The organism is Rhizobium sp. A22-96 (assembly GCF_053521805.1).
The window spans coordinates 973,725-999,171 of the sequence record NZ_JBNWDQ010000002.1; the positions used below are offsets into that span (position 1 = coordinate 973,725).

At 60.5% G+C, this 25,447-nt stretch carries 27 protein-coding genes and 1 other RNA gene; 8 read left to right on the top strand and 20 right to left on the bottom strand.

Annotation, left to right across the window (positions count from 1 at the left end; genetic code table 11):
- Positions 1-87: 87 nt before the first annotated feature.
- Genes ruvA through ruvC form a run of 4 tightly spaced genes read right to left on the bottom strand, consistent with a single transcriptional unit; the run spans position 88 to position 1,955 of the window.
- On the bottom strand, positions 88-702 hold the full coding sequence (gene ruvA / locus ACQZ6F_RS11190; protein ID WP_068400357.1) for a Holliday junction branch migration protein RuvA: 615 nt from the start codon (positions 700-702) through the stop codon (positions 88-90).
- 12 nt (positions 703-714) lie between these two features.
- Entirely contained in the window at positions 715-1,128 is a 414-nt protein-coding gene (locus ACQZ6F_RS11195) for a type II toxin-antitoxin system VapC family toxin (RefSeq protein WP_068400354.1), read from the bottom strand.
- A gap of 2 nt (positions 1,129-1,130) precedes the next feature.
- Positions 1,131-1,382, bottom strand: coding sequence for an AbrB/MazE/SpoVT family DNA-binding domain-containing protein (locus ACQZ6F_RS11200; RefSeq protein ID WP_007701353.1), 252 nt, complete (start codon positions 1,380-1,382; stop codon positions 1,131-1,133).
- Positions 1,383-1,442: 60 nt separating this feature from the next.
- Entirely contained in the window at positions 1,443-1,955 is a 513-nt protein-coding gene (gene ruvC, locus ACQZ6F_RS11205) for a crossover junction endodeoxyribonuclease RuvC (RefSeq protein ID WP_077469513.1), read from the bottom strand.
- Between the two features lie 191 nt (positions 1,956-2,146).
- On the opposite strand from ruvC, the gene ACQZ6F_RS11210 reads away from it, so the two are divergent.
- Positions 2,147-3,145: an LLM class flavin-dependent oxidoreductase gene (locus ACQZ6F_RS11210; RefSeq protein WP_449091784.1), complete on the top strand. Its 999-nt coding sequence runs from the start codon at positions 2,147-2,149 to the stop codon at positions 3,143-3,145.
- Positions 3,146-3,211: 66 nt separating this feature from the next.
- Here the strand turns inward: ACQZ6F_RS11210 and ACQZ6F_RS11215 are convergent, their stop codons facing one another.
- The 3 genes from ACQZ6F_RS11215 to ACQZ6F_RS11225 form a co-directional block, all read right to left on the bottom strand.
- A complete protein-coding gene (locus tag ACQZ6F_RS11215; RefSeq protein WP_449091783.1) occupies positions 3,212-3,649 on the bottom strand; it encodes a DoxX family protein in 438 nt (145 codons plus the stop codon).
- 106 nt (positions 3,650-3,755) lie between these two features.
- The gene (locus ACQZ6F_RS11220; protein WP_077469510.1) at positions 3,756-4,217 is read right to left on the bottom strand and encodes a tetratricopeptide repeat protein; all 462 of its coding nucleotides are present in this window, start codon (positions 4,215-4,217) and stop codon (positions 3,756-3,758) included.
- Positions 4,218-4,242: 25 nt separating this feature from the next.
- Positions 4,243-5,217 (bottom strand): MBL fold metallo-hydrolase, encoded by a 975-nt coding sequence (locus ACQZ6F_RS11225; RefSeq protein WP_449091782.1) that lies wholly within the window; start codon positions 5,215-5,217, stop codon positions 4,243-4,245.
- A gap of 333 nt (positions 5,218-5,550) precedes the next feature.
- Between ACQZ6F_RS11225 and ACQZ6F_RS11230 the strand changes: the two genes are divergently transcribed.
- Both ACQZ6F_RS11230 and ACQZ6F_RS11235 read left to right on the top strand, forming a co-directional pair.
- Positions 5,551-6,339 carry a sigma-70 family RNA polymerase sigma factor gene (locus ACQZ6F_RS11230; RefSeq protein ID WP_449091781.1) on the top strand — a complete coding sequence of 263 codons (789 nt, stop codon included), beginning with the start codon at positions 5,551-5,553 and terminating at the stop codon, positions 6,337-6,339.
- Positions 6,336-7,139 carry an anti-sigma factor family protein gene (locus tag ACQZ6F_RS11235; RefSeq protein ID WP_449091780.1) on the top strand — a complete coding sequence of 268 codons (804 nt, stop codon included), beginning with the start codon at positions 6,336-6,338 and terminating at the stop codon, positions 7,137-7,139. Before ACQZ6F_RS11230 ends, ACQZ6F_RS11235 begins: the two co-directional genes overlap by 4 nt.
- A 58-nt stretch (positions 7,140-7,197) precedes the next feature.
- Here the strand turns inward: ACQZ6F_RS11235 and ACQZ6F_RS11240 are convergent, their stop codons facing one another.
- From ACQZ6F_RS11240 to ACQZ6F_RS11275, 8 genes are all read right to left on the bottom strand, one after another.
- Positions 7,198-7,944, bottom strand: coding sequence for a YebC/PmpR family DNA-binding transcriptional regulator (locus ACQZ6F_RS11240; RefSeq protein WP_068400336.1), 747 nt, complete (start codon positions 7,942-7,944; stop codon positions 7,198-7,200).
- 125 nt (positions 7,945-8,069) lie between these two features.
- Positions 8,070-8,912: an MBL fold metallo-hydrolase gene (locus ACQZ6F_RS11245; protein WP_449091779.1), complete on the bottom strand. Its 843-nt coding sequence runs from the start codon at positions 8,910-8,912 to the stop codon at positions 8,070-8,072.
- Between the two features lie 125 nt (positions 8,913-9,037).
- Entirely contained in the window at positions 9,038-9,862 is an 825-nt protein-coding gene (locus ACQZ6F_RS11250) for a TIGR00282 family metallophosphoesterase (protein ID WP_034476099.1), read from the bottom strand.
- A gap of 3 nt (positions 9,863-9,865) precedes the next feature.
- Positions 9,866-10,453 (bottom strand): 5-formyltetrahydrofolate cyclo-ligase, encoded by a 588-nt coding sequence (locus ACQZ6F_RS11255; RefSeq protein ID WP_449091778.1) that lies wholly within the window; start codon positions 10,451-10,453, stop codon positions 9,866-9,868.
- A gap of 103 nt (positions 10,454-10,556) precedes the next feature.
- Complete coding sequence (locus ACQZ6F_RS11260) at positions 10,557-11,222, bottom strand: HAD family hydrolase (RefSeq protein WP_348641745.1); 666 nt, start codon at positions 11,220-11,222, stop codon at positions 10,557-10,559.
- Positions 11,223-11,455: 233 nt separating this feature from the next.
- Positions 11,456-12,853: a virulence factor family protein gene (locus ACQZ6F_RS11265; protein ID WP_077469506.1), complete on the bottom strand. Its 1,398-nt coding sequence runs from the start codon at positions 12,851-12,853 to the stop codon at positions 11,456-11,458.
- Positions 12,850-15,459 (bottom strand): bifunctional lysylphosphatidylglycerol flippase/synthetase MprF, encoded by a 2,610-nt coding sequence (mprF, locus tag ACQZ6F_RS11270; RefSeq protein ID WP_449091777.1) that lies wholly within the window; start codon positions 15,457-15,459, stop codon positions 12,850-12,852. Before mprF ends, ACQZ6F_RS11265 begins: the two co-directional genes overlap by 4 nt.
- 711 nt (positions 15,460-16,170) lie before the next feature.
- Positions 16,171-16,653 carry an SRPBCC domain-containing protein gene (locus ACQZ6F_RS11275; protein WP_449091776.1) on the bottom strand — a complete coding sequence of 161 codons (483 nt, stop codon included), beginning with the start codon at positions 16,651-16,653 and terminating at the stop codon, positions 16,171-16,173.
- Between the two features lie 67 nt (positions 16,654-16,720).
- Between ACQZ6F_RS11275 and ACQZ6F_RS11280 the strand changes: the two genes are divergently transcribed.
- Complete coding sequence (locus ACQZ6F_RS11280; protein WP_077469503.1) at positions 16,721-17,044, top strand: ArsR/SmtB family transcription factor; 324 nt, start codon at positions 16,721-16,723, stop codon at positions 17,042-17,044.
- A gap of 8 nt (positions 17,045-17,052) precedes the next feature.
- Here the strand turns inward: ACQZ6F_RS11280 and ACQZ6F_RS11285 are convergent, their stop codons facing one another.
- Positions 17,053-17,916 (bottom strand): helix-turn-helix transcriptional regulator, encoded by an 864-nt coding sequence (locus tag ACQZ6F_RS11285; RefSeq protein ID WP_449091775.1) that lies wholly within the window; start codon positions 17,914-17,916, stop codon positions 17,053-17,055.
- Between the two features lie 101 nt (positions 17,917-18,017).
- Between ACQZ6F_RS11285 and ACQZ6F_RS11290 the strand changes: the two genes are divergently transcribed.
- Positions 18,018-18,836: an SDR family NAD(P)-dependent oxidoreductase gene (locus tag ACQZ6F_RS11290; RefSeq protein ID WP_449092388.1), complete on the top strand. Its 819-nt coding sequence runs from the start codon at positions 18,018-18,020 to the stop codon at positions 18,834-18,836.
- A 47-nt stretch (positions 18,837-18,883) separates the two neighbouring features.
- Positions 18,884-19,600 carry an SDR family oxidoreductase gene (locus ACQZ6F_RS11295; protein WP_449091774.1) on the top strand — a complete coding sequence of 239 codons (717 nt, stop codon included), beginning with the start codon at positions 18,884-18,886 and terminating at the stop codon, positions 19,598-19,600.
- A gap of 38 nt (positions 19,601-19,638) precedes the next feature.
- Here ACQZ6F_RS11295 and ACQZ6F_RS11300 read toward each other — a convergent pair whose 3' ends face one another.
- Complete coding sequence (locus ACQZ6F_RS11300; protein ID WP_077469693.1) at positions 19,639-20,076, bottom strand: MarR family winged helix-turn-helix transcriptional regulator; 438 nt, start codon at positions 20,074-20,076, stop codon at positions 19,639-19,641.
- 125 nt (positions 20,077-20,201) lie between these two features.
- Here ACQZ6F_RS11300 and ACQZ6F_RS11305 point away from each other — a divergent pair, with 125 nt between their 5' ends.
- The gene (locus ACQZ6F_RS11305) at positions 20,202-22,001 is read left to right on the top strand and encodes a chloride channel protein (RefSeq protein WP_449091773.1); all 1,800 of its coding nucleotides are present in this window, start codon (positions 20,202-20,204) and stop codon (positions 21,999-22,001) included.
- 73 nt (positions 22,002-22,074) lie between these two features.
- Here ACQZ6F_RS11305 and ssrS read toward each other — a convergent pair.
- The 3 genes from ssrS to ACQZ6F_RS11320 form a co-directional block, all read right to left on the bottom strand.
- A non-coding RNA gene (ssrS, locus tag ACQZ6F_RS11310) (6S RNA) lies at positions 22,075-22,233 on the bottom strand.
- Positions 22,234-22,299: 66 nt separating this feature from the next.
- Positions 22,300-22,677, bottom strand: a complete 378-nt coding sequence (locus ACQZ6F_RS11315; RefSeq protein WP_077469498.1) for a cell division protein ZapA — start codon at positions 22,675-22,677, stop codon at positions 22,300-22,302.
- Between the two features lie 47 nt (positions 22,678-22,724).
- Positions 22,725-23,000, bottom strand: coding sequence for a DUF4164 domain-containing protein (locus ACQZ6F_RS11320; protein ID WP_077469497.1), 276 nt, complete (start codon positions 22,998-23,000; stop codon positions 22,725-22,727).
- A gap of 405 nt (positions 23,001-23,405) precedes the next feature.
- Here ACQZ6F_RS11320 and tkt point away from each other — a divergent pair, with 405 nt between their 5' ends.
- Positions 23,406-25,388 carry a transketolase gene (tkt, locus tag ACQZ6F_RS11325; RefSeq protein ID WP_449091772.1) on the top strand — a complete coding sequence of 661 codons (1,983 nt, stop codon included), beginning with the start codon at positions 23,406-23,408 and terminating at the stop codon, positions 25,386-25,388.
- The last annotated feature ends 59 nt before the right edge of the window (positions 25,389-25,447 follow it).

Consider the following 25,447-nt stretch of genomic DNA (forward strand, 5'->3'; position numbering starts at 1 on the left):
CTTTCAAAATAATCCCTCACGAAAGAGCGTCGCAAGTCGATCCCTCGACTTTGAGACAATAGTAAGGAATGCGGAAGGTGCAAAGCCTTACCGCGCCAGTTCCTTGAGGCCGAACCGGATCAGCTTGGCGCTGTCGGCACCCTCGCCGGCCAGTTTCATCGCCGCCGCAACGGCATTGGCCGCCTGATCACGCGAATAGCCTAGATTGGTCAGCGCCGAAACCGCGTCGGCAACGGGTGCTGCGGCAACCCCTTCGCCCAGTTCCTGTTTCAGACCGATATTCGCCGCCTCGCCGGCAAAGGCCGGCGCCTTGTTCTTCAGCTCGGTCATAATGCGCACAGCAACCTTAGGGCCGACGCCCGGCGCCCGCGAAACCGCGGCACGATCCTGCAGCGCGATCGCATTGGCAAGCTCGGCGGGCGTCAGGGTCGACAGCAGCGCCAAGGCCACCTTCGCGCCAACGCCCTGCACGGTCTGGAGGATGTTGAACCATTCGCGTTCCAACGCCGTGGTGAAACCGAAGAGCCGGATCTGGTCTTCACGGACATAGGTTTCGATGAAGAGAATACAGGCCTCACCGGCGGAACCGAGCTTCGACAGCGTGCGAGCCGAACAATAGGCGACATAGCAGACGCCATGCACATCCACGAGCACATGGTCCTCGCCGATCTCTTCGATTGTGCCTTTCAGCTTGCCGATCATGAATTTCGTCCGTCAGGGATGGGTTTCGGGGGAGATGAGATCAACTGTCGGGAAATAAGACCGATAGCCTTTGGAATCCCGCGTCAATATCGAGTAACCGCGAATGGCGGCATGTGCGCCAATCAGAAAGTCGGGAAGAATACGCTCACGCCCCCCGCCGCTCTGGCGATAGATCTTGAAGGCTGCGGCAGCGGCAAAGGCTGCGGCCCATGGTAGGTTTTCGCGACGAAATTCGCTTTCCGGCAGCAGCTCATCCACACGGTCCATGCTACTATAGCGCACCGAAAACTCCGCATAGATGATGGGATTGATAACAACAGGGCCACGTTTGAAAGCGGAAAAAACCTGCCCATTCGACCAACTATGCCAGGCTGAACCGGGCATGGCCAAGTCCACCAGCACATTGGTGTCTACGATCGTGACCATGATTACCGATCACGTGTCAAAGACATCAGCGCTTCGGCGTCGATATCCTGATCACCTGTACCTTCCAGGCGCTTGAGGGTGGCCATGAACCGATCAAGCCGCTGCCGATCCTCGATTTCGCGCTTGCCGTTCTTGGGCGAAACAACCAGCTTTCCATCCTCGACGGAAAATATGACCTCGCTGTTGAGCTCTATGCCGGCCAATTCACGCAAGTCCCGGGGAATGGTCACCTGTCCTTTGGATGTTACGCGCATTCTTGCTCTCCGGTCTCACGGTAAGAATTATCATTACCATAAGAACATGTCAAGAACACATTATCCCGCGAGTGCTGCCTGCCGCAGCCTGCTGGCGCCGCGATTGTGGGCGTGACAAATGGCGATGGCGAGAGCATCGGCCGCGTCATTGCCCTTGAATTCGACCTTGGGCATGAGGATCTTCAGCATCATGTGGATCTGCTGCTTCTCGCCATGCCCGACGCCGATGACGGCTTTCTTCACCGCGTTCGGCGCATATTCGGAGACCGGAAGACCGGCGCGCGCCGGCACCAGCATGACGACGCCGCGTGCCTGCCCGAGCTTCAGCGTCGCAACAGCATCCTTGTTGACGAAGGTCTGCTCGACGGCCGCCTCATCCGGCTTGTAGCTATGGACGATCTCGGCAAGCCCGTCGTGAAGCTGGCAAAGGCGGGAGGCGAGATCCATATCGCCGTCCGAAGTCACGGTTCCCGACGCCACGAAACGCAGGGAGTTGCCAAGCGTGTCGATGACGCCCCAGCCAGTGCGGCGCAGGCCCGGATCGATGCCGATGATGCGAATCGTATTCTGCATGGGTCAACCTATCTTTCAGGCCTGACATGTGCCAGCAAAATGTGAACAAAACAAAAACAAGCCACAGATTGCCGCGGCAGGAAGCGCGTTGAAAACATCGCGACGAAATCGCGGCGACAGGGTTTGGAATGCGAAGGCGGCGCTCCTACATGTGGAGGCAACCCTCCCTTCCACCACGCAGGTTTCTTGCCATGGTTCCCTTTTCCATCCTCGATCTTTCGCCCGTTGCCGAAGGCAGCACCATCCGCCAGTCCTTCGACAGTTCGAAGCGCATGGCGCAGAAGGCGGAGGAACTGGGCTACAACAGGTTCTGGCTCGCCGAGCACCACGGCATGCCCGGTGTCGCCAGCGCCGCGACCGCTGTCGTCATCGGCCATGTCGGCGCGGCAACCTCGCGCATCCGCATCGGCTCGGGTGGCGTCATGCTGCCCAACCACTCGCCGCTTGTCATCGCCGAACAGTTCGGCACGCTGGAAGCCCTGTTCCCCGGCCGTGTCGATCTCGGTCTCGGCCGGGCGCCGGGCACCGACATGCGCACGGCACAGGCGCTGCGCCGAAACATGGATGCCGGCGCGCAAACCTTCCCCAACGACATCGTCGAGCTGCAGCATCTCTTCAGCGCCGCCGACGAGAACCAGATCATCCTCGCCGTCCCCGGCCACGGTGCCAACGTGCCGATCTGGCTGCTCGGCTCCAGCCTCTACAGCGCCCACCTCGCTGCCATGCTTGGCCTCCCCTATGCCTTCGCCTCGCACTTCGCGCCCGAATCCCTGTTGGATGCCGTCGCCATCTACCGCGACCGCTTCACGCCCTCGGCAACCCTCGACAAGCCCTATGTCATGGTCGGCGTCATGGGCTCGACGGCAGATACGGATGAGGAGGCGCAATATCATTTCACCTCCGCCCAGCAGCAATTCGTCAATCTGCGCCGTAATGTGCGCGGCCCCTTCCCTCGCCCGCGCGAGGATATGGACGATTTCTGGACGCCGATGGAAAAGCTGAATGTGGAAAACACGCTGCGCTATGCCGTGGTCGGCTCTCCCGCAACGGCAGAAAAGAAGCTCTCGCAGTTCATTAGAGATACCGAGGCCGACGAGGTCATCATTTCGATGCCGATCCACGACATCGAGGCACGGCTGAAATCGGTGGAGCTGTTCGCGACGCTTCCGAGCTTCAAGAAGGTCTCCTGAGTTCCCAACAAAAAACACCCGATGAGCCAACCTCTTGCGGGTGGCTTATCGGGTGTCGCCAGTCGATCAGGATGCGAGGTTCATCTTCCAATAGCGCTGGATGACCGTATCCAGAGACAATCTACCGGCTCCGGCGACGATCAGCACGAGCATTCCGCCCGATATCGCCAGGTCCTTTTCGAAGTGCAGGAGCTCATTGTGGCTGGCGAAGTTCGTGTGGAACAGCAGTGCCGTCAGCACGCAGAACAGGCAGAGCCCAAAAGCCGCCAAGCGGGTCATCAACCCGGTGGCGATGGCAAGGCCGCCGGCAATTTGCAGCACGATGGTCGCTGTCGCGACCGGGGCAGCAACGCCGAGCTTGGCCATGGCATCCAGTGCACTGTCGAAATGGCTGAGCAATTCGATACCCTCCTGCAGGAAGAGCAGCGACAACAGCATGCGGCCGAACAGCAGCCCTGTGTCATTCAAATTGACGAGGGTGGCACTTTCCTCTTCGAATTCCATGGATTCTCTCCTTCACTCCGAAAGCCAACGGGTTCGCGACCCTGCCCCGACGGCATCTCCACAATTGGACGAATGGAAATGCCGTCGGGTCGGATGATGCCGGGTTCTAGTTGCTCCCCTTGGCGGCGATCGCCTTGGTCAGATCCTCAAGTTCCTCGCAGCCAGCCGGGCAAAGCTTGGTAAGCGTGGCAAGCTGCTCGCGTGCCTTCGGCATGTCGCCGGTCTCGACATAGAGTTCGCCGAGATATTCATGCGCACCCTTGTGATCCGGCTGCAGCTCGAGCGCCTTGGTGTAGTAGGTGAGCGACGTCCGGAAATCCCCGGTCTTGCGCAGGGTGAAACCCATCAGATTGTAGACATCGGCCTGCTGATGCTCCTCGGCGATGTCGCGAAGCTCGGCAAGCGCGCCGGCATAATCCTTCGCATCGATCTTGGCGCGCACCGAGGTCAGGTCAGGCGCGTCGGTGGATTCCATATTGTCGACGGCAAAGGCGACGCCCGCCGTGGCGGCTGGGAGGATGGCGACGGCGCACAGGCCGGCAATCCCGATAAGGGCATGTTTCAGCATGGTTTTAGCTCCTCTGTTTGGCCGTTCAGGCCTGGATGGTGGGGGTGAATCCGTAGGCGTTGCCGTCCTTGACGAAGGTACCGGAGCCCGGGAATGGAAAATGCGAGCCGCAGATCCTGATCTTGTCGGCGATGACGCGGTCGATCAGCCTGCGGCGGGTGGCGACGGCCATCGGGCCGTCCTGGTCGTAGCTGCCCTCCCATTCGGGATGGGGCGCGAGCAGCGCCGGCACGTACATGATGTCGGCCGAAACAAGCAGCTGTTCGCTGCCGCCATCGATATGGAAGACCGAATGGCCAGGTGTGTGACCATACGCCGCCATGATGCGCACGCCCGGCACGACCTCGGCGCCGTCATCGACCAGCTTCCAGTTCTTCCAAGTCGGAAAGACGGACGCGATGCGACGGCCGGCTTCCTTGCGTCCCTCCGCCAGCTTGTCGACGCGGCTCGGATCGGTCCACCAATTATATTCGGTTGCATTGACGATCAGCTCGGCATTCGGAAAGACAGGCGCGTTCGTTCCCTTCTCCATCAGGCCCCACACATGGTCCGGATGGAAATGCGAGATCATGATCGTGTCGATCTTCCGGTAGTCGATACCGGCCGCCGCCATGTTCGCTGGAAGATGCGTGGCATTAGTCTGCCATTGCCCGACACCCGAACCGGCATCCATCATGATCTTGCGGCCGCCAATATCGAGAACCACGACAGTCAGCGGAATGGGCATGAAGTCGGTCGTGAGACCAGCCTTGGAAAGCGCTTCCTTGGTGTCGTCGACGGAAGCGTTCTTGATGAAGGCCGGGTCGTGCGGCTTGCGCCAGATACCGTCATAGACGGCGGTGATCTCGACCGAACCGACCTTGTATTTGTAGAAGCCGACGGCCGGCTCGAGCGGCGTCGCGGCAAAGGCTTGCGGTATGAATTCGAGTTTCGACGACAGTCCGAAGGCTGCCGCGGCGGCGGCCGTTCCGAGCACGGCACGGCGGGTCATGTCCAACATCGCAATATCTCCTCAGGGTGATGGCCTTTCAGCCAGGCGAAGGACGCTGCAGATTGCCGCCCCCGCTGAGGAAGAAGATCGAAGGTCGTCGAGACTTATTCCCTCCGACAAGAAGAATTCGCTCAAGCATTTGAAAGTAAATGGTTATTTTGATCACGAGCTAAAAGGCCGAATCGCAATCCGTCCGATGCTGATCAGCTGGATGCATCGCCTTCGATTTTTTGCCTGCTTACGGGAATAAAACCCGTGCGAGCGCGATCTAGGTCATTAGGCAACATTGCAAGCGCTGGAACCGAGGCTTAAAGTCGGCTTCGGCGTTTCGCGGGGACCATGATGACAGACGCCCAGATGATCAACTCTATTTCGTTCGACCGTCAACTTCATACAGTGACCTTGAACTGGCTGCGAACGAGCGCGATACGCAGCCTGCAGCAGTTTGCCGCTCGATTGGCAGCCCTCCTTGCGGGAGAGAGCGAGCGCGGAAGAGCGACACCCGCCTATCCCAACCTCATGACGGCAACCGGGCTGGGCGACACCGCCAAACCGCATGCGCGTACGATCTCATCCGCCGACGAGACCATGCGTCATTTCCAGCGCACCATCATTCCGCATCTGGATGCCGCCTATAATTTTGCACGTTTCCTGAGCCGTGATGCTGATGCCGCACAGGATATCGTGCAGGAGGCGTTCCTGCGCGCCTATCGCGGCTTTGGCGGCTTTCGCGATGGTGATGCTCGCGCCTGGACCTTCACCATCGTCCGCAACTGCTATCACGCCTGGCTGCAGGAGGGGCGGCGCAAGAGCCGTCACGAACAGCCGATGACTAGCGGCGACGACTTATCGGAAGACACGCCGTCGCCGGAGGCGGTTTCCGAAGAAGACACACCTGAGATGGCCCTTGTCCGCAAGACGGAAACGCTGCGGGTACGTGAGGTCATCAACATGCTGCCCGACGCCATGCGCGAAGTCCTGGTGCTGCGGGAACTCGAGGACCTCTCGTACAAAGAGATCGCCGAGATCATCGATGCCCCGATCGGCACCGTCATGTCGCGCCTCGCCCGCGCCCGCCGCGATTTCGGCGAGACCTGGCGCAGCCTCGATGAGAAAGGGGCGGCACGATGAGCGAAGGGCAAAGCAATGATCACGGCGAGTGGAGCGACCTCCTGCACGGCTTCATCGATGGTGAACTGGATGCCAGCAACGCCGCTCGCTTCGAGGCACATCTTGCGACCTGTGCAGACTGCGCCCAGGAGATGGAAGAGGCTCTCATGGTGAAGCGCCTTGCCGGCCGCGACGGCGTGAAATGGCAGACGCCGGATGCTGTCCGCGCACGCGTCCAGACAGCGCTGGCTTTGGAACAGGCGATGATGGCACGCGCCATGACGGCGGCGACCAGTACGGAGAGCCCATGGCACCGCTTCTGGCAATTCGTCCGGCAATGGAGCTTCATACCCTCCATCGCCGTGCTGGCGGCCAGCCTCATGCTGGTCTTGAACGTGCCGCAGCAGAGCCAGACGATCGAGGATCAGCTTCTGGCGAGCCACGTGCGCTCGATGCTCGCCGATCACCTGACAGATGTGCTGACCTCCGACCAGCACACCGTCAAACCATGGTTCAACGGCAAGATCGATTTCTCCCCGCCGGTGGTCGATCTGGCGACACAGGGCTTTCCCCTTGTCGGCGGCAGGGTGGACTATCTGAACGGCCGGGTCGTCGCGGCGCTGATCTACCGCCGGCATGGCCATGTCATCAATCTCTTCATCTGGCCGGGCACATCAGCCAATCGCAACACGGCGGAGAAGGACGGTTACAATTTCGCCGAGTGGTATGCGGATGGGCTGGTATTCTGGGCGGTTTCCGATGTCAGCGCCCCGGATCTCATTGCCTTTCGTGATGATTTCACGCGCGCCACCACACCCTGAGGCAAACAAAAAGCCGGCCGCATCGCTGCGGCCGGCTTCATTCAATCAATCACGCCGATCAGGCTGACAGCTTCGCCATCACCTCTTCGGAAACTTCGAAGTTCGAATAGACATTCTGCACATCGTCGTCGTCTTCAAGGCTATCGATGAGCTTCATCAGCGATTGCGCCTTTTCTTCATCGACCGGCACGTTGTTCTGTGCGCGCCAGATCGCCTTGACGGTTTCGGCTTCGCCGAGCGTCGCTTCGAGCGCCTTGGCAACCTCGTTCATCGCTTCGAAACCGCAGATGATGGTGTGGCCTTCTTCGTCGCTCTCGACGTCGTCGGCGCCGGCTTCGATCGCCGCTTCCATAACCTTGTCGGCATCGCCGACCGTCGGCTTGTAGGTGATCTCGCCGACATGGTCGAAGGAGAAGGAAACCGAACCGGTTTCGCCCAGCGCACCGCCTGCCTTGGTGAAGATCGAACGGACGTTCGAGGCCGTGCGGTTGCGATTGTCAGTCAGCGCCTCGACGATGATCGCCGTGCCGCCGGGGCCGTAGCCCTCGTAGCGAACTGCATCGTAGTTTTCGCCGTCATTGCCAGAGGCCTTCTTGATGGCGCGGTCAATATTGTCCTTCGGCATCGACTGGGCCTTGGCGTTCTGTATCGCCAGGCGCAGGCTCGCATTCATGGTCGGGTCGGGCAGACCCGCCTTGGCGGCGACGGTGATTTCACGCGCCAGCTTCGAGAACATTTTCGAACGCACCGAGTCCTGACGACCCTTGCGGTGCATGATGTTTTTAAACTGTGAATGGCCAGCCATGGCACCCCTGTTCACGTCTTTTGTTGGGAATGGGCGGCGTTATAAGAGCGAAGCGGCCTTGATTCAAGCAAAAAGCCGGATTGAGGACGGCCAGCGCTCACAAAGCGTTGCTACGGTGCCGATGATCAGATGCCCTTCAGCACATAGATCAGCGGCTTGCGCGGCAGGGTTTTCAACGAAACCGTGACGCTTGACGTCGGCGCGTAGCCGACATCGAAATCAGGGCCGAACAAAGCCAGGAATTGATCGACCGGCGGTCCCCAGCGATGCATGGGCAGGATGAGCGACGAGCGCAGCCGCTTGACCACCCGGCTCATGCTGTCGGCCCCCATGGTCAGGCCGCCATCGACCGGCACCATCACGACGTCAAGGCGCCCAATCTCGGCATATTGCTGATCGGTCAGTTCGAAATGCAGGTGCCCGAGATGGCCGATGCAAAGCCCTGCCACTTCGAAGATGAAGATCGAATTGCCGTTGGGCTCGACGCCGCCGCCCCAGGTGCGGATATCGGTCACCACGTTGCGGATCAGCGTATCGCCGACGGTCAGGTGGATCTTGGCCGGCTCACCCGGCGTGTCGCTCCAGCCGTGCAATACATATTTGATCGCCGGGTCGGGCGTCAGCGTGTAGTGGCTCGGATGCGCCTTGTTCATGGTGACGACTTCGGGCGTGTAGGGCGGTGGATAGGCGCCGCTGAAGTCCGTGGCGATCGAAACGCCGCCTGGTGTTTCGATGAATAGCGTCGCATGGCCGAGAAAGGTGATTTTTACGTCGCCATTGACGGGATCGCTGGCAAGTGTAGGCCCTTGACCGGAAAAGCTGGCGAAGGTCGCCTTTGGCAAGGATTGGGCAATCGCCTGGCATTGGCTGGGCTGCGGGCGAGAAGGCTTTTGCTGGGCGTCAGCCGTGCCCCAGCTGAAAATGATAGATAGGAAGAACACGGCAAAGACAGGAAACCGCGGCATCATGCCAGCCCCTCAAGCCCGATAGTGGCGAAAGGATGCGACATGACCGGAAACAGGTCCAGCGACAATCAGACGCGGCGGCTCACAATCGCGTCATTGGATTGCAATGATGAATTATCGTGCAGCGCTCAGCGCCAGAATTCGGGAATGGTTTCCGCCAGCCTTGGTCCGAGCCTCAACGGCGCGATCTTCTCAGCCAAACCGGTCGCATCCGATATCTCCACGCCGACGCCGCAGATGGTCGCGGGTCCGGACGCCGCCTCAAAGCGGCCCTTCGGCATCTTCGAGATGAACCGGTTGAGCGGTTCCTCCTTCTCCATGCCAAGCGAAGAATCATAGTCACCGCACATGCCGGCATCCGACATATAGGCCGTGCCGCCGTTCAGGATCTGCGCATCGGCGGTCGGCACATGCGTATGCGTGCCGACGACGAAGCTGGCGCGGCCATCGACGAAGTGGCCGAAGCATTGCTTCTCGCTGGTCGCTTCGGCATGAAAATCGAAAATGATGGCGTCCGCCTGCTCCTTCAGCGGGCATGCGGCAAGGATGGCTTCGGCCGATTTGAAGGGATCGTCCAGCTCGGGATGCATGAAGACGCGGCCCATGATGTTGGCGACGAGCACGCGGGCGCCGTTACGGGCATAATAAATGCCCGAGCCGCGACCCGGCGTGCCGGCCGGATAATTGGCGGGACGCAGGAATTGGTCATGGCGCTCGCAGAAGGTAACCGCCTCCTTCTGGTCCCAGACGTGATTGCCCGTCGTCACCACATCGGCGCCGGCGTTGATCGTCTCCAGAAAGATATCCTCGGTGATGCCGAAACCGCCGGCGGCATTCTCGCCATTGACGATGACGAAATCGAGCTTCAGATCAGACACGAGACCCGGCAAGCGGTCCCATACCGCAACCCGCCCGGTCTTGCCGACCATGTCACCCAGAAAAAGCAGCCGCATTCGCTATCCAATCGCTTCCGAAACGAAATTAAGTCCGCTCTCGGTCAAAATCGCGTCAAGGCGGACATCATGCGGCTCAGCCGGTACTGATGGCACTTCTTGGCAATCGAATGCAATGCCGATGAGGCGCGGATTCAAGCCTTTTTGATGCAGACGGTCGATGGCGCGGTCGTAATGGCCGGCGCCATAGCCGATGCGGTGGCCGGTTTTGTCGAAAGCCGAAAGCGGCACCAGCATCACCTCCGGATCGAGCACGGCCGCATCAGGCCCCGGTCCCAACGTCCCGAACCCGACAGGAACCAGTGATACCCCCGGCACGAATTCGCGAAAGACGATCGTGCTGCGGTCGAGGATGACGGGCACGCAGAGCCGCGCACCGCGTTCCCGCAACCGCGCCATCAACGGCTGTATGTCCGCCTCCGAGCGAATCGGCAGAAAGCCGGAAACGATCGTGCCCGGCCGCACATCGATCGCGTCGCCGCCATGGGCGGCCATGGCCAACCCCTTTGCGATGCGTTCATCGGCCGGAATGGTGTCTCGCGCCGCAAGACGCTCGTTTCGATATTGGGCTTTCAGTTCTTTGGGGGTCATCGGATCTTCGCGATGTTCGACAATATCACGAAAACATAATGAGCCGGCAGCCTATTGCAAAGCGCGAAAACGACATGTGGTGATGGCACGGCGCGGGCGAGCATCAGCCGCCGTTGCGCAAGATCGACATCCTGCCATCGCCTTCTATGTGCACGCGGACATTGTCATAGTTCGGCAGGGTCGAATGATTGGTTTCGACGGGATGCGAATGCGTGGCGGTAATCACCATCACGTCGGCGCCAGCCGCCTCGCCTGCCTTGATGCCAGCCAAGACATCCTCGAACACCAGGCAATCGGAGGTGCGCAGCCCAAGACGTTCCGCTCCGAGGATGTAACCCTGCGGATCGGGCTTGCCGACCTTGACATCCTCGGCGGTGACGATGAAGCGCGGCACCGGAATGCCGGCGGCGTCAAGTCGGGCCATAGCGAGACGGTATGGGGATGACGTCACGATCGCCCACCGTTCCGGCGGCAGCGACGCCAAGAAATCAGCGGCACCCGGAAGAGCGACCACGCCCGCGAGGTCTGCAATCTCCGCCTCCATGATACCATTCGACTCGGCAACCGGATCGACACCGGGCAAGTTCAGCTGGCCGATCGTATCGACACCACGCTTGCCATGCATAGTCGGCATGAATTCTTCGACATTCAGACCTTTGCTGCGAGCCCAGTTGCCCCAGACGCGTTCGGCCGCGGCGATCGAGTTGATGATCGTGCCATCCATATCGAACAGGAAGCCGGAATAGGTCTTGGTGAAGGCGGAAGACAATGCTGAACCTTTCAGGCGTGAGAATGAGCGGCCGCAGGGATGCGCCACCCGTGATAGATGCCCTTCCGGACTAATGGCAGCCGCGGCAAGAAGCAAATGATTGCTGGGCGACGGGCACGGAATAAGCACTCCGTTCGCCTCGACAGCACAAAAGCGCAAACGGCCTCGCGTTACGACGAGGCCGCAAGAAGACATACGCGCGGCACAGGCCGGCCGCGCGCATCATGTATCGATCATTCGCCGAGGCGGCTCTTCAGACCATTGATGATATGGTTCGACAGCGCCTCGTAGTCATCGTCAAAATGGTGGCCGCCATCCATGGCGATGATTTCGGCACCGGTGCCCTTGAGCAGCGGGCACCCGACATCTTCATCATCGTCCTTGCCATAGATGCATTGCACCATTTTCGGATTGACCGATTTGAGATCGTTGATGGGATCGCCACCCTTGCCCTCGCTCGAAGCTCCGAGCCAACCCATGACCGAAATCACGTAATCGACCTTCTTCGACAGCGACAGGAGCGACATCTGCACGATCTTGTCCTTGTCGGCCGGCTGCAGGCGATTGTAGCTCGCCGGCAGCACATCGGCGCCGAACGAATAGCCGATCAGCACGACATGCTTGACCTTGAAACGCTTGGTGTAGAACTGGATCATGCGCGCAAGATCATCGGCCGTCTGCTGTGGAGACCGCTCCGACCAGAAATAGTGCAGCGAATCCACGCCCACCACCGGAATGCCCTGGTCCTGCAGATAGCTGCCGACTTCCTTGTCGATATCGCGCCAGCCGCCGTCGCCCGAATAGACGATCGCAAGCGTGTCTTCGGTGGGCGTCGTCTCCATGACATCGACCGGCAGGCCGAGCGGCGACTTCGCGCTGTCGATCGACTTCATCAGATCCGTCAGCGAAGCCTCGAGCGTCGCATAGGTATCGTCGAGATCGGAATCCGTGGTCTGAACTTCAGGATGATCCTTCTGGATCTCTTCGACATGATCGCGTCCATCCTTCGGGGCCTTAGAGGTGAAGGTCACCATGATCGGATTGGGCAAGGCGCCATCCTGCAAACCGAAGGACACCATGTCGCCATCGGTCTTCTTCTCGGCCGGCGTGCAAAGCTCCTGCTTCAAGCCGATGCCGGCGGTCGGATCGACGGCAAGCGTGCCTGCAACGGTCGCATCGGGCGTCTGGGCTGCGATCGTCAGCGCCATGGCGCCGCCTGCACCGACGCCGGCGATGACAGGAAGCTGGTAGGTGCTGTCGGCGAAGGACCGCTGCACCTGCTGGCTCAGCGATTCCAGATCCGCGACGATATAGATGCAGCCGTCGTTCTGGCTGACATCATACTTGTTCAGCGAGGTCAGGAAGGACGGATAATCGATGCCGATGACAAGCGAGCCGCTGGTAACGAGCTTCTCGGCAACCGCCTTTTCCTTGTCGCCCCAGCCGGCGACGTCGGAGATCAGCACGACCTCACTCGTTACCTTGCCTTGCGGACGCAGGATATGCGGCGCCGGGATCATGCCCAGATCGTATTTGGTATCGTCTTCGTCAGCTCTTGCCGAACCAGACACCAGCAGGCCCATCGACAACATGCATGCGAAAGCGAATGACATTGCGTATTTCAAGATCATTTCCTCACGACCCCCTTAAGTCCGCCCCCGATGAGGAATGTGGCATCCATCAACGCGATCATGGGACTTACACCTCCCGAAACAGCCAGATAGCGTGGCTGCCATTCGGGATGGAACTTGGATTTGAAGGCACGAAGCCCTTTGAAATTGTAGAAACGTTCGCCGTGTTCGAAAACGGTCCCCCCGACCCTGTCCCAAACCGGTGCCGATTCTCGTCTCGACATGCCCGAAAGCGGCGCCATGCCGAGGTTGAAGCGATGGAAGCCTTGCTCCCTGAGGTATTCGAGGATCTGCACAAACAGAAAATCCATCGAGCCCTTCGGAGCATCAGGCGAGAAACGCATCAGATCGACGGATCCCTCTTCCTTGGTCTCCGTCATCAGGATATTCGCAAAAGCGACGATCTTACCATCCTTCTTCAATACACCGACCGGCTGTGACATCACATAGTCCGGATCGAACGCGCCTAGCGAAAAGCCTTTTTCCTTGGCATTGTGATCGGCAAGCCATGTGTCAGACACATGGGTAAGCTGATCCATGACATCGGGCACATCCTGAGGCTCGATAACGGCAAATTCTAGTCCATCGCGAACTGCACGGCTTGCCGTCTGCCGAAGGTTGGCCCATTTGCCGCCCTTCAGCTCGAAATTCGAAAGATTGACCACCGCCAGTTCACCGAGCTTGAATGCCCGCAACCCGGCATCCGCGCAATAGGAAAGCAGCGCCGGCGAGATCTGATAGAAGACGGAACGGCAACCCGCCGAGCGCGCGGCCTCGACGAAGCGCCAGATGAGATCCGGGAGTGCGTGGCGCGGGCCGACGGGATCGAAAAGGGCAATCCACGAGCGGCCCTGCTTGCCGTACATGATGAACGCATCGCCCTTTTCCGAGAACATGATGCTCTTGTCGGCCATGCGCACCAGATTGGCGTCGGCGATGCCTTGTTTGCGGACGATCGTCACGGCACGCGCAACCACATCTTCCGTTACGGGTTCCAGACGTTTCGTTGCGGGACGCAGCAGACTGAAGATCGCGATCGCCGACGACAGAATGGAAATGCCGAGTGCAGCGCGAAGCCCACGCGGCGCCTCATCGGCAAACTCGAACTGCCACCACAGCTGGTTGCTGTATCCGACATCGCGGTAGACGAAGAACAGGATGACGATGGCGCCGATGCAGATCACCGCAATCGCCGTCAGCCAGCCGGCGGTCAGCGTCTGGCTCAGCAGCGAGGCCGGCCGGGTGAACAGCCGGCGACTGACGATGAGACTGAAGACGAGGAATGCGAGCAATCCGGCCTCGACAATGGCGATGGCCTTCAGCAGCGACAGCAAGAGCGCCAGTACAGCCGAGAAGACACAGACCCACCAGGCACCGTCCAGACGCTGGCCGAGGCCACGCGCGGCAACGACCATGGTCAGCCCGAGAAGGCTGGAAAAGAAATGCGCGCTTTCGACGACTGGCAGCGGCAGATAATCGGAAAGGACGATCAGGTTCTGGTCCGGCGTCGGCGTCACGCTCGAAAAGATCAGCATCATGCCCAGCAGCAGTGCAAAGGCCGACAGCAGCTGCGGCATGAGGCGCCCGCCGACGCGGCGCATGCTGGACGCGGCCGGATGATCGACAAACCGGCGCAGCTCCGCCACCGAGATCGCCGCAATGGCGATGACGAGCGGGATGACGTTGTAAATGACACGATAAAGAACGAGCGAGCTCAACACGGCGTCTTCGTTCACCGAGCTTCCGAGCCAGGCGATGATGATCGTTTCGAAAACGCCGAAGCCCGCCGGAACGTGACTGAGCACACCCAGACCGACCGCGATGGCATAAATCGCAAAGAAACCCGGCCAGCCGATGGAGGATTCCGGCAACAGCACGTAGAGCACCGAGGCCGAAGCGGCAATGTCGAATGCCGTGACCAGGAACTGCCGCGACCAGGTGCGCGAATCCGGCAGGCGAACGGCGATCGGCCCGATCCGCACTTCGCGCCCGTTACGGCCGATAAAGATGACGAATGCCAGCGCCGCAAGGATGGCAACCGCGACCAGTCGCAGCCACAGTCCATCGACATCGATCAGCGGCCCGATCTCATCGGCGATCACAAGCAGAGCAATGGCGCCGACTGCAGCAAGGCCGAGACCGAAGGCAAGCGTGACGAATGCGATGACGCGAGTGATGTCGTCGGGCGAGAGGCCGAGCCGGGTGTAGGCGCGATAGCGGATCGCGCCAGCGCTCAGCGCTCCGAAACCGGCCGTATTGCCCACCGCATAGGCGCTGAAAGAGGTCAGCGCGACATGCGGAAACGGCAGCCGCTTACCGATATAGTCAAGCGCATTCTGGTCATAATAGATCAGAGAGGCGAAGCTCAGACCCGTGAACAGCAGCGCGAGCAGCACGGAGGAAATCTTCGTGGTCGTCAAGGCATGCACGACGTCGTCGTAGCGGACTTCATTGGTCAGATCGAAGATCGCATAAGCAGCAAGGCAGAAGACGGCAACGGTGAGGACAGCGACAATCAGCGTGCGGTAGCGATTGAGAAGGCCGACGACACCGCCGCGCTCTTCCAATTCCTCATCGGCTTTTTCCAGATCGATTGGGCTCGACATGCTCTACCTGTTTATATTGACCTTCGCCGGTCCCGATTGTTCGGATATTCAGTAACACCGGCGACCTATGTTCGCGTCACCGCTTTACACTGCTTTCGATGAGCCCGTTATTACGCGCGCTCCCATCATTCTGAATTTAGGCAATTTTGGCGCAGACCCCGTTTCGCCGGCAGTGAATTCACGATTATTTAAACAAATTCGTCATTCACCCTGCTTTTAAACGTGCCCCACACAAAAAAGTGATCTTCGCATCCCACCTTAAGCGCAGCTCCCTATCAGGAATTTGAAGCCCGGTCACCTGCCCTGGAACAGCTTTCGGATGAACATTTTCTTTCCGCCAGCCGGAGTTCTGCAGGCAACGCCGGCAGGTCGATTTCAGATAGGGAAGAGGCACGCCTGGTTCGATGATGGAGGCTTATACAATGCAAGATAGGTGAATTGGCCACTCAATCAACCAAACTGCAAGGTGCGCTCAGCCTCAAGGCCCGCGACCCAAACGAGCTCGTTCACACCTGATCGAGTGAGCAAGCGGAAAGATGCTTCTATGAGGCGGTAGATCCGCTCGGCATCCCGGGATCACTTATGTCTCCGGCAGCAAAAAGCCCACCCCCAATGCCGACAGCAGCACTGGGAATGGGCTTCAAGAGCAGCCATTAAGAGGGCAGCGGCACCTCAGCGCCGGAACCGGCGACTAGGAACCGTTGTCGTGCGTCAACGATCCGGCGCCTCCGCCGGCTCGCCGCGCATTTCGCTCAGGAAGAAGCCCTCGCGCAGGTTGATGCCATATTCGACGAAGGCTTTCATGCAGCAGAGCATCTGCGTCCAGCCCTCGCAGTTGAGGTAGGTGCCACGGCGGCCGGCCTCGTCCTCGCGCCAGCCGGATTCCTCTATGACCACCAGCGTGCCGCCGTCATCCAGGGGATCGAAGGTCATCTCGACCTTGGTCTTGTAACGGATGTTGTCCTCACCGGTGCCGCCGTCCCAGCGAAGGACGATACGCCGGTTGGCCTCCAGCTCCTCGACCTCGACGGGCGCATTCTTCCACCAGATGACGGTCGCCCCTGCCACCAGAGGCGCGCTGGCACCGCCGACAGTGGTGAAATAGCTCGAAAGCTTCTTCGGATTGACGACCGCGTCGAAGACTTCTTCGACCTTGCGGCCAATCCGGCCTGAAATACGAACATTCAATGTCATGGCGTCTCCTCCGCAAATTGATTGCTGCACGATTGCGAGCAGCCTCATTATGTTATAAAAATATAACATGTCAAACGAATCGGACAGCGACCTCATTTTCAAAGCCCTCGCGCATCGTCGCAGGCGCGAAATCCTCGACCTTCTCAAGGAGGCGCCACGGACGACGGGGATGCTTTGCGAGACCTTCACGGATATGGACCGCTGCACAGTGATGCTGCACCTGAAGGTATTGGAGGAGGCGGACCTCGTAATCGCCAAGAAGGAAGGCCGGGAGCGCTGGAACCACCTGAACAGCCTTCCGATCAAGCAGATCCACGACCGCTGGATCAGCGCCTATGCAGGGCACGCACTGTCCATTCTCGATCGGCTGAAAAGCGACCTGGAGAGCTGAAACGAGATTTACGCCGCGCTGTTCCGGCGCAACAGTTCCTTCAACTTGCCACTCGTCCCATCCTCGTCGAGCGGCGTATAGACCACCAGCTTCATGTCGGGCCGGTCCATGACGGCAAGAGCGGTATATTCGAATGTCATCAGCCCGCCTCCGGGATGACGCAGGCGCTTGTGACCGGTAAGCGGCCGCAAGACGTCCTGCCTCGGCCACCAGGCACGAAATTCCGAACTTGCCTGCGTCAAGGTGGCGATCAGCCGTTCGAAGTCGGGATCGCCGGCGTAACGGGCGCTGTCGGCACGGAACATTGCAAGCGAATTCGCCGCCACGATCTCCCAATCGACGAGAAGCTGCCGATGGGCAGGATCGGTGAACACGCGATGGACGCTGTTGCGCGCATCCCCCTGCAGCAGGCTGTAATCGCCGAAAAGCGCGACCGATGCCGCGTTCCAGGCCAGCACATCCCAACGCCTGCCGAGGACATAGGCCGGCTGCCCGGCAAGGCTCGCGAGCATCCGCCGCAGCGCATCCGGCACATCCTCAGGCCCGCGTGACGGCGCCTCAGCCGACGGCCGATCGCTGAGGGTGAAGAGATGTCGCCTCTCGGCGGGATCGAGCCGAAGCGCATCTGCCAGCGCCGACAGAACCTCCGATGAGGCACGAACATCCCGCCCCTGCTCCAGCCATGTGTACCAGGTGGTGCCGACGCCGGCGAGAAGCGCCACTTCCTCGCGTCTGAGCCCCGGCGTGCGCCGCCGAAAGCCCTCTGGTAACCCGACGCCTGATGGCGTCAGCTTCTCCCGGCGAGAGCGCAGAAAGGCGCCGAATTCGCGACGTCTGGCTTCGAGAACGGTCTGGCTCTGATTGATGGTCATCGCTTATCATAGCAGGATCAATACTAGGATAAAGCCAGAACTGTTTATTGCTTTTGCAAGCTGCCAAATATCGGATCAGAGACATGATGGAGGCATTTGCGATGGAGATGAGCGGCAAGACGATCCTGATCACAGGCTCGACTGATGGTGTCGGTCGCCGGGTTGCGGAAAGACTGGCGGCGATGGGTGCCTTGGTGCTCATACATGGCCGCAATGCCGCACGCGCCGAAGATCTGGTTTCCCGCATCCGCGATGCCGGCGGAAAGGCGGCCTTCTATCTCGCCGATTTTTCCTCGCTGAACGAGGTCCGGACCCTGGTTGATGCGGTCGCGCGCGACCACGATCGCCTCGATATATTGATCAACAATGCCGGCATCGGCACCAGCGGCGGCGGCACAGGCCGGCAAGTGAGCCAGGACGGCTATGAACTGCGTTTTGCGGTGAATTATCTCGCCGGCTTCCTGCTGACCCATCGCCTCCTGCCACTGTTGAAGGCAGGCAGCCCTGCCCGCGTTGTCAATGTCTCCTCCGCCGGCCAGCAGGCAATCGACTTCTCCGATGTCATGTTGACGCGCGGCTATAGTGGCGTACGCGCCTACTGCCAGAGCAAGCTGGCGCAGATCCTGTTCACGTTCGATCTCGCCGAGGAACTGGCTGGCTCCGGCATCACCACCAACTGCCTGCACCCGGCGACCTATATGGACACGACCATGGTGCGCCTGTCCGGCGCTACGCCGATCAGCACTATCGATCAGGGCGCCGATGCCATCCTCAACCTGGCAACGAACGATGATCTGGACGGACACACCGGCCTCTATTTCGACGGGCTGCGCCCTGCCCGCGCCAATGCCCAGGCCTATGACGCAGCTACGCGTCACAAGTTGCGAATACTCAGCCAAAGCCTGACCGGCCTCGCCTGAACCAAAACCTCCCATACACTCCCTCACCCCCCAGAAAGGAGACACCCATGTCGTCTCAACATGTCGTCATTGTCGGCGGTTCATCCGGCATAGGCCTCGCGGCCGCTGCCCATCTTCTCGAGAAAGGATATCGTGTCACGATCACAGGTCGCGACGCGGCGAAGCTGCAGACGGCAGCGCAAAGCCTGAATGGCGATATCACGGCTACCACTATGGATGCGGCCGACTTTACCGGCCTCGCCGAAGCTTTTGAGGCAATCGGGCAGCTCGATCATCTGGTCCTTGCGCTGGGCGGCGGCAATGGCGCCGGCCCCTTCGCCACCGTAGACCTTACCGATCTCAGGAAGGGTTTCGAGCAGAAGACAATGGCGCATTTTGCCTGCGCGCAGGCATGCCTTCCCCACCTTTCCAGGCAGGGCAGCATCACCTTCGTCTCCGCCGTCTCGGCCCAGGCGGCCATGCCTGGAACGGCGGGGCTCGGCGCCATCAATGCCGCCATTGCCGCCCTCGCACCGATTCTCGCCGTCGAGCTCAAGCCGATCCGAGTGAACTGCGTTTCGCCCGGTGTCGTCGACACCCCCTGGTGGGATTTCCTGAGCGCTGACCAGAAAGAGCCGACCTTTGCCAGCTTTGCGGCTCGCACGCCGGTCGGCCGTGTCGGCCGCCCGCGGGAGATCGCTGAGGCCATCGGCTTCCTGATCGGCAACGGCTTCACCAGCGGTCACACGCTGATCTGCGACGGCGGCATCCGCCTCGGTCAATGATCTCAAGCCATTATCGCGCGACAGCGGCAATGGCACCCTCAGCTGTTGCGCACATCCGCCTGCAGGCGCTTGAGGATATCGATGAGTTCCGGCGCCATGTCGCGGATTTCGCGCAGGTGGATGGCGCTCAACCGCAGCAACACCTCTTCGGATTGCTCCGTTAGCCGCAGCGTCTGCCGGCGCTTGTCGGCAGGATCAGGATGCCGCGTGACATAGCCGGCATCGATCAGCCGCCCCGCAAGTTCGGTCGCCGTATGCGGGGCGATCAGCAACCGCTCCGCCAGCATGCCGATGGTCATCGCCTCGCCCTGCCGATTGCCCTTGATCGCGAGCAGAGCCTGATGCTGCTGCGGTGGAAGGCCTGCCTCCTGCGCTGCCGACGTGCTGAAATCTGTGAATTTACGCAGTGTGTAGCGCAATGTGGCCAGCGCCTCGTAATCCGCCTGCGACAAGGTCTCATCCGAACTCTGCACCATCAAATCGTCCTCATTGCCGCAATTAGCGATCTCTGTTGATTTATATCGCATTACGATATATTTGCCATCTCGACATTGAAAGCGGTCGAAGGATGGCCGCGCACGCTTAGCACAGAAGGTCGCCGATGCAGGACACCACTAGCTCACAAAATCATGGCCACGATTTCTCCGGCGGCGCATCGCGAAAGGACAATGGCGACTTTACCACCGACAAGCGCGTGTTGCTGCTGATCGCCATGGCGCTGGTTGTCGGCACCGGCGGAGCCTTCGCCGCCTGGGTGTTGATCAAGCTCATCGCGCTGGTCAGCAATGCCGTCTGGCTGTTCAAGATCAGCACCGCGCCACTCTCCTTCAGCACGGTGGCGCGCTCGCCCTGGATGGTGGCGGCCCCGGTTATCGGCGGCCTCGTCATCGGCCTGATGGCTCGCTACGGTTCGGAAAAGATCCGCGGCCACGGGATTCCGGAAGCCATCGAAGCCATCCTCATCGGCGGCAGCCGCATGTCGCCGAAGGTCGCCGTGCTGAAGCCACTGTCATCGGCCATCTCCATCGGCTCCGGCGGCCCCTTTGGCGCGGAAGGCCCGATCATCATGACCGGCGGCGCCATCGGTTCGCTGTTTGCGCAGCTTTTTCATCTGAGCGCTGCCGAGCGCAAGACGCTGCTGGTCGCCGGCGCCGCGGCCGGCATGACGGCGGTATTCGGCACGCCGATTGCGGCTGTCATGCTCGCCGTCGAATTGCTGCTATTCGAATGGAAGCCGCGTAGCTTCATTCCGGTCGCTGTCGCAGCTTGCGTTTCAGTCGTTTGGCGGCCGTTGCTGATCGACAGTGGCGCGCTCTTTCCAGCCCATTTCGAAATGACGCTCTCCTGGTGGGGCATTCTGCTCGCCGCCGGCCTCGGCATCATCTCCGGCCTGCAATCCGGCCTGCTGACGACGCTGCTCTACCGCATCGAGGACGCGTTCGAGACGCTGCCGATCCACTGGATGTGGTGGCCGGCGCTTGGCGGCCTGGTCGTCGGCCTCGGTGGATTGATCGAGCCTCGCGCCCTCGGCGTCGGCTACGACATCATCGCCGACCTCCTGCACAGCCGGGTCGCGGCAGGCGCCGTTCTGGCGATCCTGCTCGTCAAGGCTGGCATCTGGCTGGTCGCCCTTTCCTCCGGCACATCGGGTGGCGTGCTGGCGCCGCTTCTCATTCTGGGCGGAGCGCTGGGTTGGCTGGTGGGACTTGTCCTGCCCGGCGACCCCGGCTTCTGGGCACTGCTGGGCATGGCGGCAATGATGGGCGGCACCATGCGCGCGCCACTGACCGGCACCTTCTTCGCCATGGAATTGACCGGGGACATGGGCGCGCTCATACCCCTGCTTGCGGCAACGGTCGCCGCCTATGCCGTCACCGTGTTGCTGTTGAAACGATCAATCCTTACGGAAAAGATCGCCCGTCGCGGCCAGCATATCACCCGCGAATACGGCATCGATCCCTTCGAGCTGACCCGCGCCGCCGACATCATGATCGCCGAGGTGGATACCCTGCCCGCCACCATGCGGCTATCAGAAGCGCTGGCCTATATGACGGAGCGCGTCGGTGCACATCGTTTCTATCCCGTCGTCGACAGCGACGCCCGGCTGGTCGGCATGATCTCGCGCGCCGACGCCTTGCGGTGGCAGAGCGAGCCGGAACTGATGGATCAATCGCTCTATGACGTGATCTCGGATACGTCCATTCCGGTCGCTCATCTGGAGGATACCGTCGGCCGCGTTGCCGACATCATGATCCAGGCTGATACGGGTCGCGTTCCCGTCGTCGAGACGCAAACCGGACGGCTCGTGGGCCTGATCGCCCGCAAGGATCTGCTGCGGCTGCGCAGCGCAACCAATCGCGCCGAACTCGAGCGCGGAGCGTATCTTAGATCAAAACGTTAGGGGAGGAGGAGTGGCGTCAGCGCGGCACAAGAACTGCGCGGCGCCTTCCTTGCCATCAGCCATGAAACTTGAAGAGCGATCCACGACGACCGATGGATGTTTACGATCCTGGGTGCCTACAAACGTAGGTGGGCGCCGTGTGTCCAGGTCCAGGGACCTAGCCAGGGACAGCTCCCTTTGGATCGAGTATGGCCCCAGGGATTGTGGTTCCTGTCGGGAAGCGCAGACCGCTTGAACTATATAAAGAGCTTTGAGGCTTTGTACCAGAGGGCGCTGTCCGGCATCCGCAGAAATAAACTCAACCCTGCTCTGTGCCGGGCCGCGCTATGAGCTTCTCGGTGATGCCGCTGATGCGCATGGTCACTTCGTCGATGACGCTTGCCAGCGTCTCCTCGGCGCGCGCATTGGCCGCTACCGTCGTATCGCGGTTGCTGGTAAGCGTTTCCAGCTCGGCCTCGAGCGCCGAGACCCGACGCGTCAGCTCCGAAACCTCATCCATGATCATGATGCCGGCCATGACGGTCAGCCTGAGATCACCGATCTCTCCGAACTGGCTCTTCAAATGCAGCACATAGCGGTCGAAGCGATTGGCCAGATCCGTCAGATGATCTTCCTGCCCTTCTTCGCAGGCCATCCGGTAGGCTTTACCGTCGATCGTTACCGTTACTTGCGCCATTCGACTTTCCGATCATTGCCGTGCCGCGACAGCTGCCTCCCGAGGGATCAGCGGTCCAGCACGGCTCTTATGGTTTCCATCGCCGTAACAAGCCGGCGCGACACTTCGCGATTGACTTCCTCGAGCCGGTTCGCACGGAACTCGGCCTGATCAAGTTCCTGAGCCAGGCGCGAGCGATCGGTATGAACCCGCCGCACCTCGCCTTCTATGTCGCTATGTGCACGTTCGCGCTCGAACCGTCCGTCAACCGCGCTCTCCAAAGTGGAAAGCGCCTGGCGCAATTGGGCAAGCGCTGCATCCACCGTTTTGCCTGAAGGTGTCATGGCCTTCGATACTCCGCGCAAGGCCCGAATCAAAACATCCGGCCACTTGTCTGATTTCGCAACAATATTCAACTCGGCGACTGCACGTCAATAAAGGCGGCCATGCGGCAGGTCCCCTATTCTGTGGATGAATGTCGCCTTTGCCTACCGCACAGGCTTTGTCGCATCATTGTCGTCTTTTGTAAAAGTGAACGGGCAAATGTTAAAAAATTGCCGCAGCGGCCCCGGATTGGGTCCTCGATTTATTGACTTGCTCGCCCCAACTGCTATGTCTCAGCCGTCTGAGGCGACGTTGAAAATGGAGTTCAGAGGACCGTCTGTCTCCCTTCTGCCCGCCTTTCAACCGATGGCTTCCCTCCCAAGTGTGCGGCCATCCCCCGAACCCGGAACATTGCGGAAAAACCCATGATCTCTCGCGAACAAAACGACCGGATGGCAAATGCAATCCGTTTCCTTGCCATGGATGCTGTCGAGAAGGCCAATTCCGGTCACCCCGGTTTGCCGATGGGGATGGCTGATGTCGCCACCGTTCTCTTTAGCAAATATCTGCGGTTTGACCCGAAGAACCCACTCTGGCCGGACCGCGACCGTTTCGTCCTGTCGGCTGGCCACGGCTCGATGCTGCTCTATTCGGTTCTCTACCTCACCGGCTATCCGGACATGACGGTCGATGAGCTCCAGCGCTTCCGCCAGCTCGGCTCCAAGACCGCCGGCCACCCGGAATACGGCCATGCCACGGGCATCGAAACCACCACCGGACCGCTCGGCCAGGGCATTGCCAATGCCGTCGGCATGGCGATCGCCGAGCGCAAGCTGCGCGAGGAATTCGGCTCGGAGCTGCAGGATCACTATACCTATGCCATGTGCGGCGACGGCTGCCTGATGGAAGGCATCAGCCATGAGGCGATCGCGCTTGCCGGCCACCTCAAGCTCAACAAGCTGATCCTGTTCTGGGACAATAACTCCATCACCATCGACGGCGCCGTCTCGCTTTCGGACTCGACCGATCAGGTCGCCCGCTTCAAGGCCGTTCACTGGAACACCATCGAAGTCGACGGTCACGACCAGGCGGCCATCAGCGCCGCCATCGAAGCCGCCCACACGTCCGACCGCCCGACCCTGATCGCCTGCAAGACGATCATCGGCTTCGGCGCTCCGAACAAGCAGGGCACCCACAAGGTTCACGGCTCGCCGCTCGGCGCCGAGGAAATTGCCGCGACCCGCGTTGCGCTGAACTGGCCCTACGAGCCCTTCGTCATCCCGAACGACATTCTCGGTGAATGGCGTGCTGCCGGCGAACGCTCCATCGGCACCCGCGAAGCCTGGGAAGGCCGGCTTGCCGGTGCGGAAGCAGGCAAGAAGGCTGAATTCACCCGCCGCTTTGCCCATGAACTGCCCGCCGGGTTCGACGCTGCCATCAGCGACTACAAGAAGAAGCTTGCCGAAACCAAGCCGACGCTCGCAACCCGCAAGGCATCGGAAGATGCGCTGGAAGTCATCAACGGCTTCATTCCGGAAACGATCGGCGGCTCCGCCGACCTGACACCGTCGAACAACACCAAGACCAGCCAGATGAAGTCGATCACTCCGACCGATTTCTCCGGCCGTTACATGCACTGGGGCATCCGCGAGCACGGCATGGCTGCCGCGATGAACGGCATCGCGCTACATGGCGGTCTCATCCCCTATAGCGGCGGCTTCATGATCTTCTCGGATTATTGCCGCCCGCCGCTCCGCCTCGCTTCCCTCATGGGCATCCGCGCAATTCACGTCCTGACGCATGATTCCATCGGCGTCGGCGAAGACGGCCCGACCCACCAGCCGGTCGAGCAGCTCGCCAGCCTGCGCGCTGTCCCGAACTTCATGCTGTTCCGCCCGGCGGACGCAACCGAAACGGCGGAATGCTGGCAGATCGCCATCAAGACGACCAATCGCCCCTCCGGTCTCGCGCTGACCCGCCAGAACCTTTTGGCGGCCCGCACCGAATACAGCGAAAAGAACCTTTGCGAACAGGGCGCCTACACGCTGGCTGGTAACGCCGACGCCAAGGTGACGATCTTCGCTTCGGGTTCCGAAGTTGAATTGGCTGTCGCTGCCCGCACGGTTCTGGAAGGCAAAGGCATTTCCACCCGTGTCGTTTCTGTCCCGAGCACGGAACTCTTCTTCGAGCAGCCGGACGCCTACCGCAAGGAAGTGCTCGGCAATTCGCCCGTCAAGGTCGCGGTCGAAGCCGGCGTTCGCGAAGGCTGGGATGCGTTCATCGGACCGGAAGGCGCCTTCATCGGCATGAAGGGCTTCGGCGCTTCCGCTCCCTACAAGGACGTCTACAAGCACTTCGGCATCACCACCGAAGCCGTTGTCGCCGCCGCCGAGGCAAAGCTTTCCTGAGGGCGCTGACAAGCGCTTTCAAATCCAATAGATAAACACCCTGAGTGAACGGGAGTGAA

What these genes read in the sequence shown, in the direction of transcription:
- ruvA (WP_068400357.1), bottom strand. Translation starts at nt 702, where the DNA reads ATGATCGGCAAGCTGAAAGGCACAATCGAAGAGATCGGCGAGGACCAT.
- ACQZ6F_RS11195 (WP_068400354.1), bottom strand. Translation starts at nt 1,128, where the DNA reads ATGGTCACGATCGTAGACACCAATGTGCTGGTGGACTTGGCCATGCCC.
- ACQZ6F_RS11200 (WP_007701353.1), bottom strand. Translation starts at nt 1,382, where the DNA reads ATGCGCGTAACATCCAAAGGACAGGTGACCATTCCCCGGGACTTGCGT.
- ruvC (WP_077469513.1), bottom strand. Translation starts at nt 1,955, where the DNA reads ATGCAGAATACGATTCGCATCATCGGCATCGATCCGGGCCTGCGCCGC.
- ACQZ6F_RS11210 (WP_449091784.1), top strand. Translation starts at nt 2,147, where the DNA reads ATGGTTCCCTTTTCCATCCTCGATCTTTCGCCCGTTGCCGAAGGCAGC.
- ACQZ6F_RS11215 (WP_449091783.1), bottom strand. Translation starts at nt 3,649, where the DNA reads ATGGAATTCGAAGAGGAAAGTGCCACCCTCGTCAATTTGAATGACACA.
- ACQZ6F_RS11220 (WP_077469510.1), bottom strand. Translation starts at nt 4,217, where the DNA reads ATGCTGAAACATGCCCTTATCGGGATTGCCGGCCTGTGCGCCGTCGCC.
- ACQZ6F_RS11225 (WP_449091782.1), bottom strand. Translation starts at nt 5,217, where the DNA reads ATGTTGGACATGACCCGCCGTGCCGTGCTCGGAACGGCCGCCGCCGCG.
- ACQZ6F_RS11230 (WP_449091781.1), top strand. Translation starts at nt 5,551, where the DNA reads ATGACAGACGCCCAGATGATCAACTCTATTTCGTTCGACCGTCAACTT.
- ACQZ6F_RS11235 (WP_449091780.1), top strand. Translation starts at nt 6,336, where the DNA reads ATGAGCGAAGGGCAAAGCAATGATCACGGCGAGTGGAGCGACCTCCTG.
- ACQZ6F_RS11240 (WP_068400336.1), bottom strand. Translation starts at nt 7,944, where the DNA reads ATGGCTGGCCATTCACAGTTTAAAAACATCATGCACCGCAAGGGTCGT.
- ACQZ6F_RS11245 (WP_449091779.1), bottom strand. Translation starts at nt 8,912, where the DNA reads ATGATGCCGCGGTTTCCTGTCTTTGCCGTGTTCTTCCTATCTATCATT.
- ACQZ6F_RS11250 (WP_034476099.1), bottom strand. Translation starts at nt 9,862, where the DNA reads ATGCGGCTGCTTTTTCTGGGTGACATGGTCGGCAAGACCGGGCGGGTT.
- ACQZ6F_RS11255 (WP_449091778.1), bottom strand. Translation starts at nt 10,453, where the DNA reads ATGACCCCCAAAGAACTGAAAGCCCAATATCGAAACGAGCGTCTTGCG.
- ACQZ6F_RS11265 (WP_077469506.1), bottom strand. Translation starts at nt 12,853, where the DNA reads ATGATCTTGAAATACGCAATGTCATTCGCTTTCGCATGCATGTTGTCG.
- mprF (WP_449091777.1), bottom strand. Translation starts at nt 15,459, where the DNA reads ATGTCGAGCCCAATCGATCTGGAAAAAGCCGATGAGGAATTGGAAGAG.
- ACQZ6F_RS11275 (WP_449091776.1), bottom strand. Translation starts at nt 16,653, where the DNA reads ATGACATTGAATGTTCGTATTTCAGGCCGGATTGGCCGCAAGGTCGAA.
- ACQZ6F_RS11280 (WP_077469503.1), top strand. Translation starts at nt 16,721, where the DNA reads ATGTCAAACGAATCGGACAGCGACCTCATTTTCAAAGCCCTCGCGCAT.
- ACQZ6F_RS11285 (WP_449091775.1), bottom strand. Translation starts at nt 17,916, where the DNA reads ATGACCATCAATCAGAGCCAGACCGTTCTCGAAGCCAGACGTCGCGAA.
- ACQZ6F_RS11290 (WP_449092388.1), top strand. Translation starts at nt 18,018, where the DNA reads ATGGAGATGAGCGGCAAGACGATCCTGATCACAGGCTCGACTGATGGT.
- ACQZ6F_RS11295 (WP_449091774.1), top strand. Translation starts at nt 18,884, where the DNA reads ATGTCGTCTCAACATGTCGTCATTGTCGGCGGTTCATCCGGCATAGGC.
- ACQZ6F_RS11300 (WP_077469693.1), bottom strand. Translation starts at nt 20,076, where the DNA reads ATGGTGCAGAGTTCGGATGAGACCTTGTCGCAGGCGGATTACGAGGCG.
- ACQZ6F_RS11305 (WP_449091773.1), top strand. Translation starts at nt 20,202, where the DNA reads ATGCAGGACACCACTAGCTCACAAAATCATGGCCACGATTTCTCCGGC.
- ACQZ6F_RS11315 (WP_077469498.1), bottom strand. Translation starts at nt 22,677, where the DNA reads ATGGCGCAAGTAACGGTAACGATCGACGGTAAAGCCTACCGGATGGCC.
- ACQZ6F_RS11320 (WP_077469497.1), bottom strand. Translation starts at nt 23,000, where the DNA reads ATGACACCTTCAGGCAAAACGGTGGATGCAGCGCTTGCCCAATTGCGC.
- tkt (WP_449091772.1), top strand. Translation starts at nt 23,406, where the DNA reads ATGATCTCTCGCGAACAAAACGACCGGATGGCAAATGCAATCCGTTTC.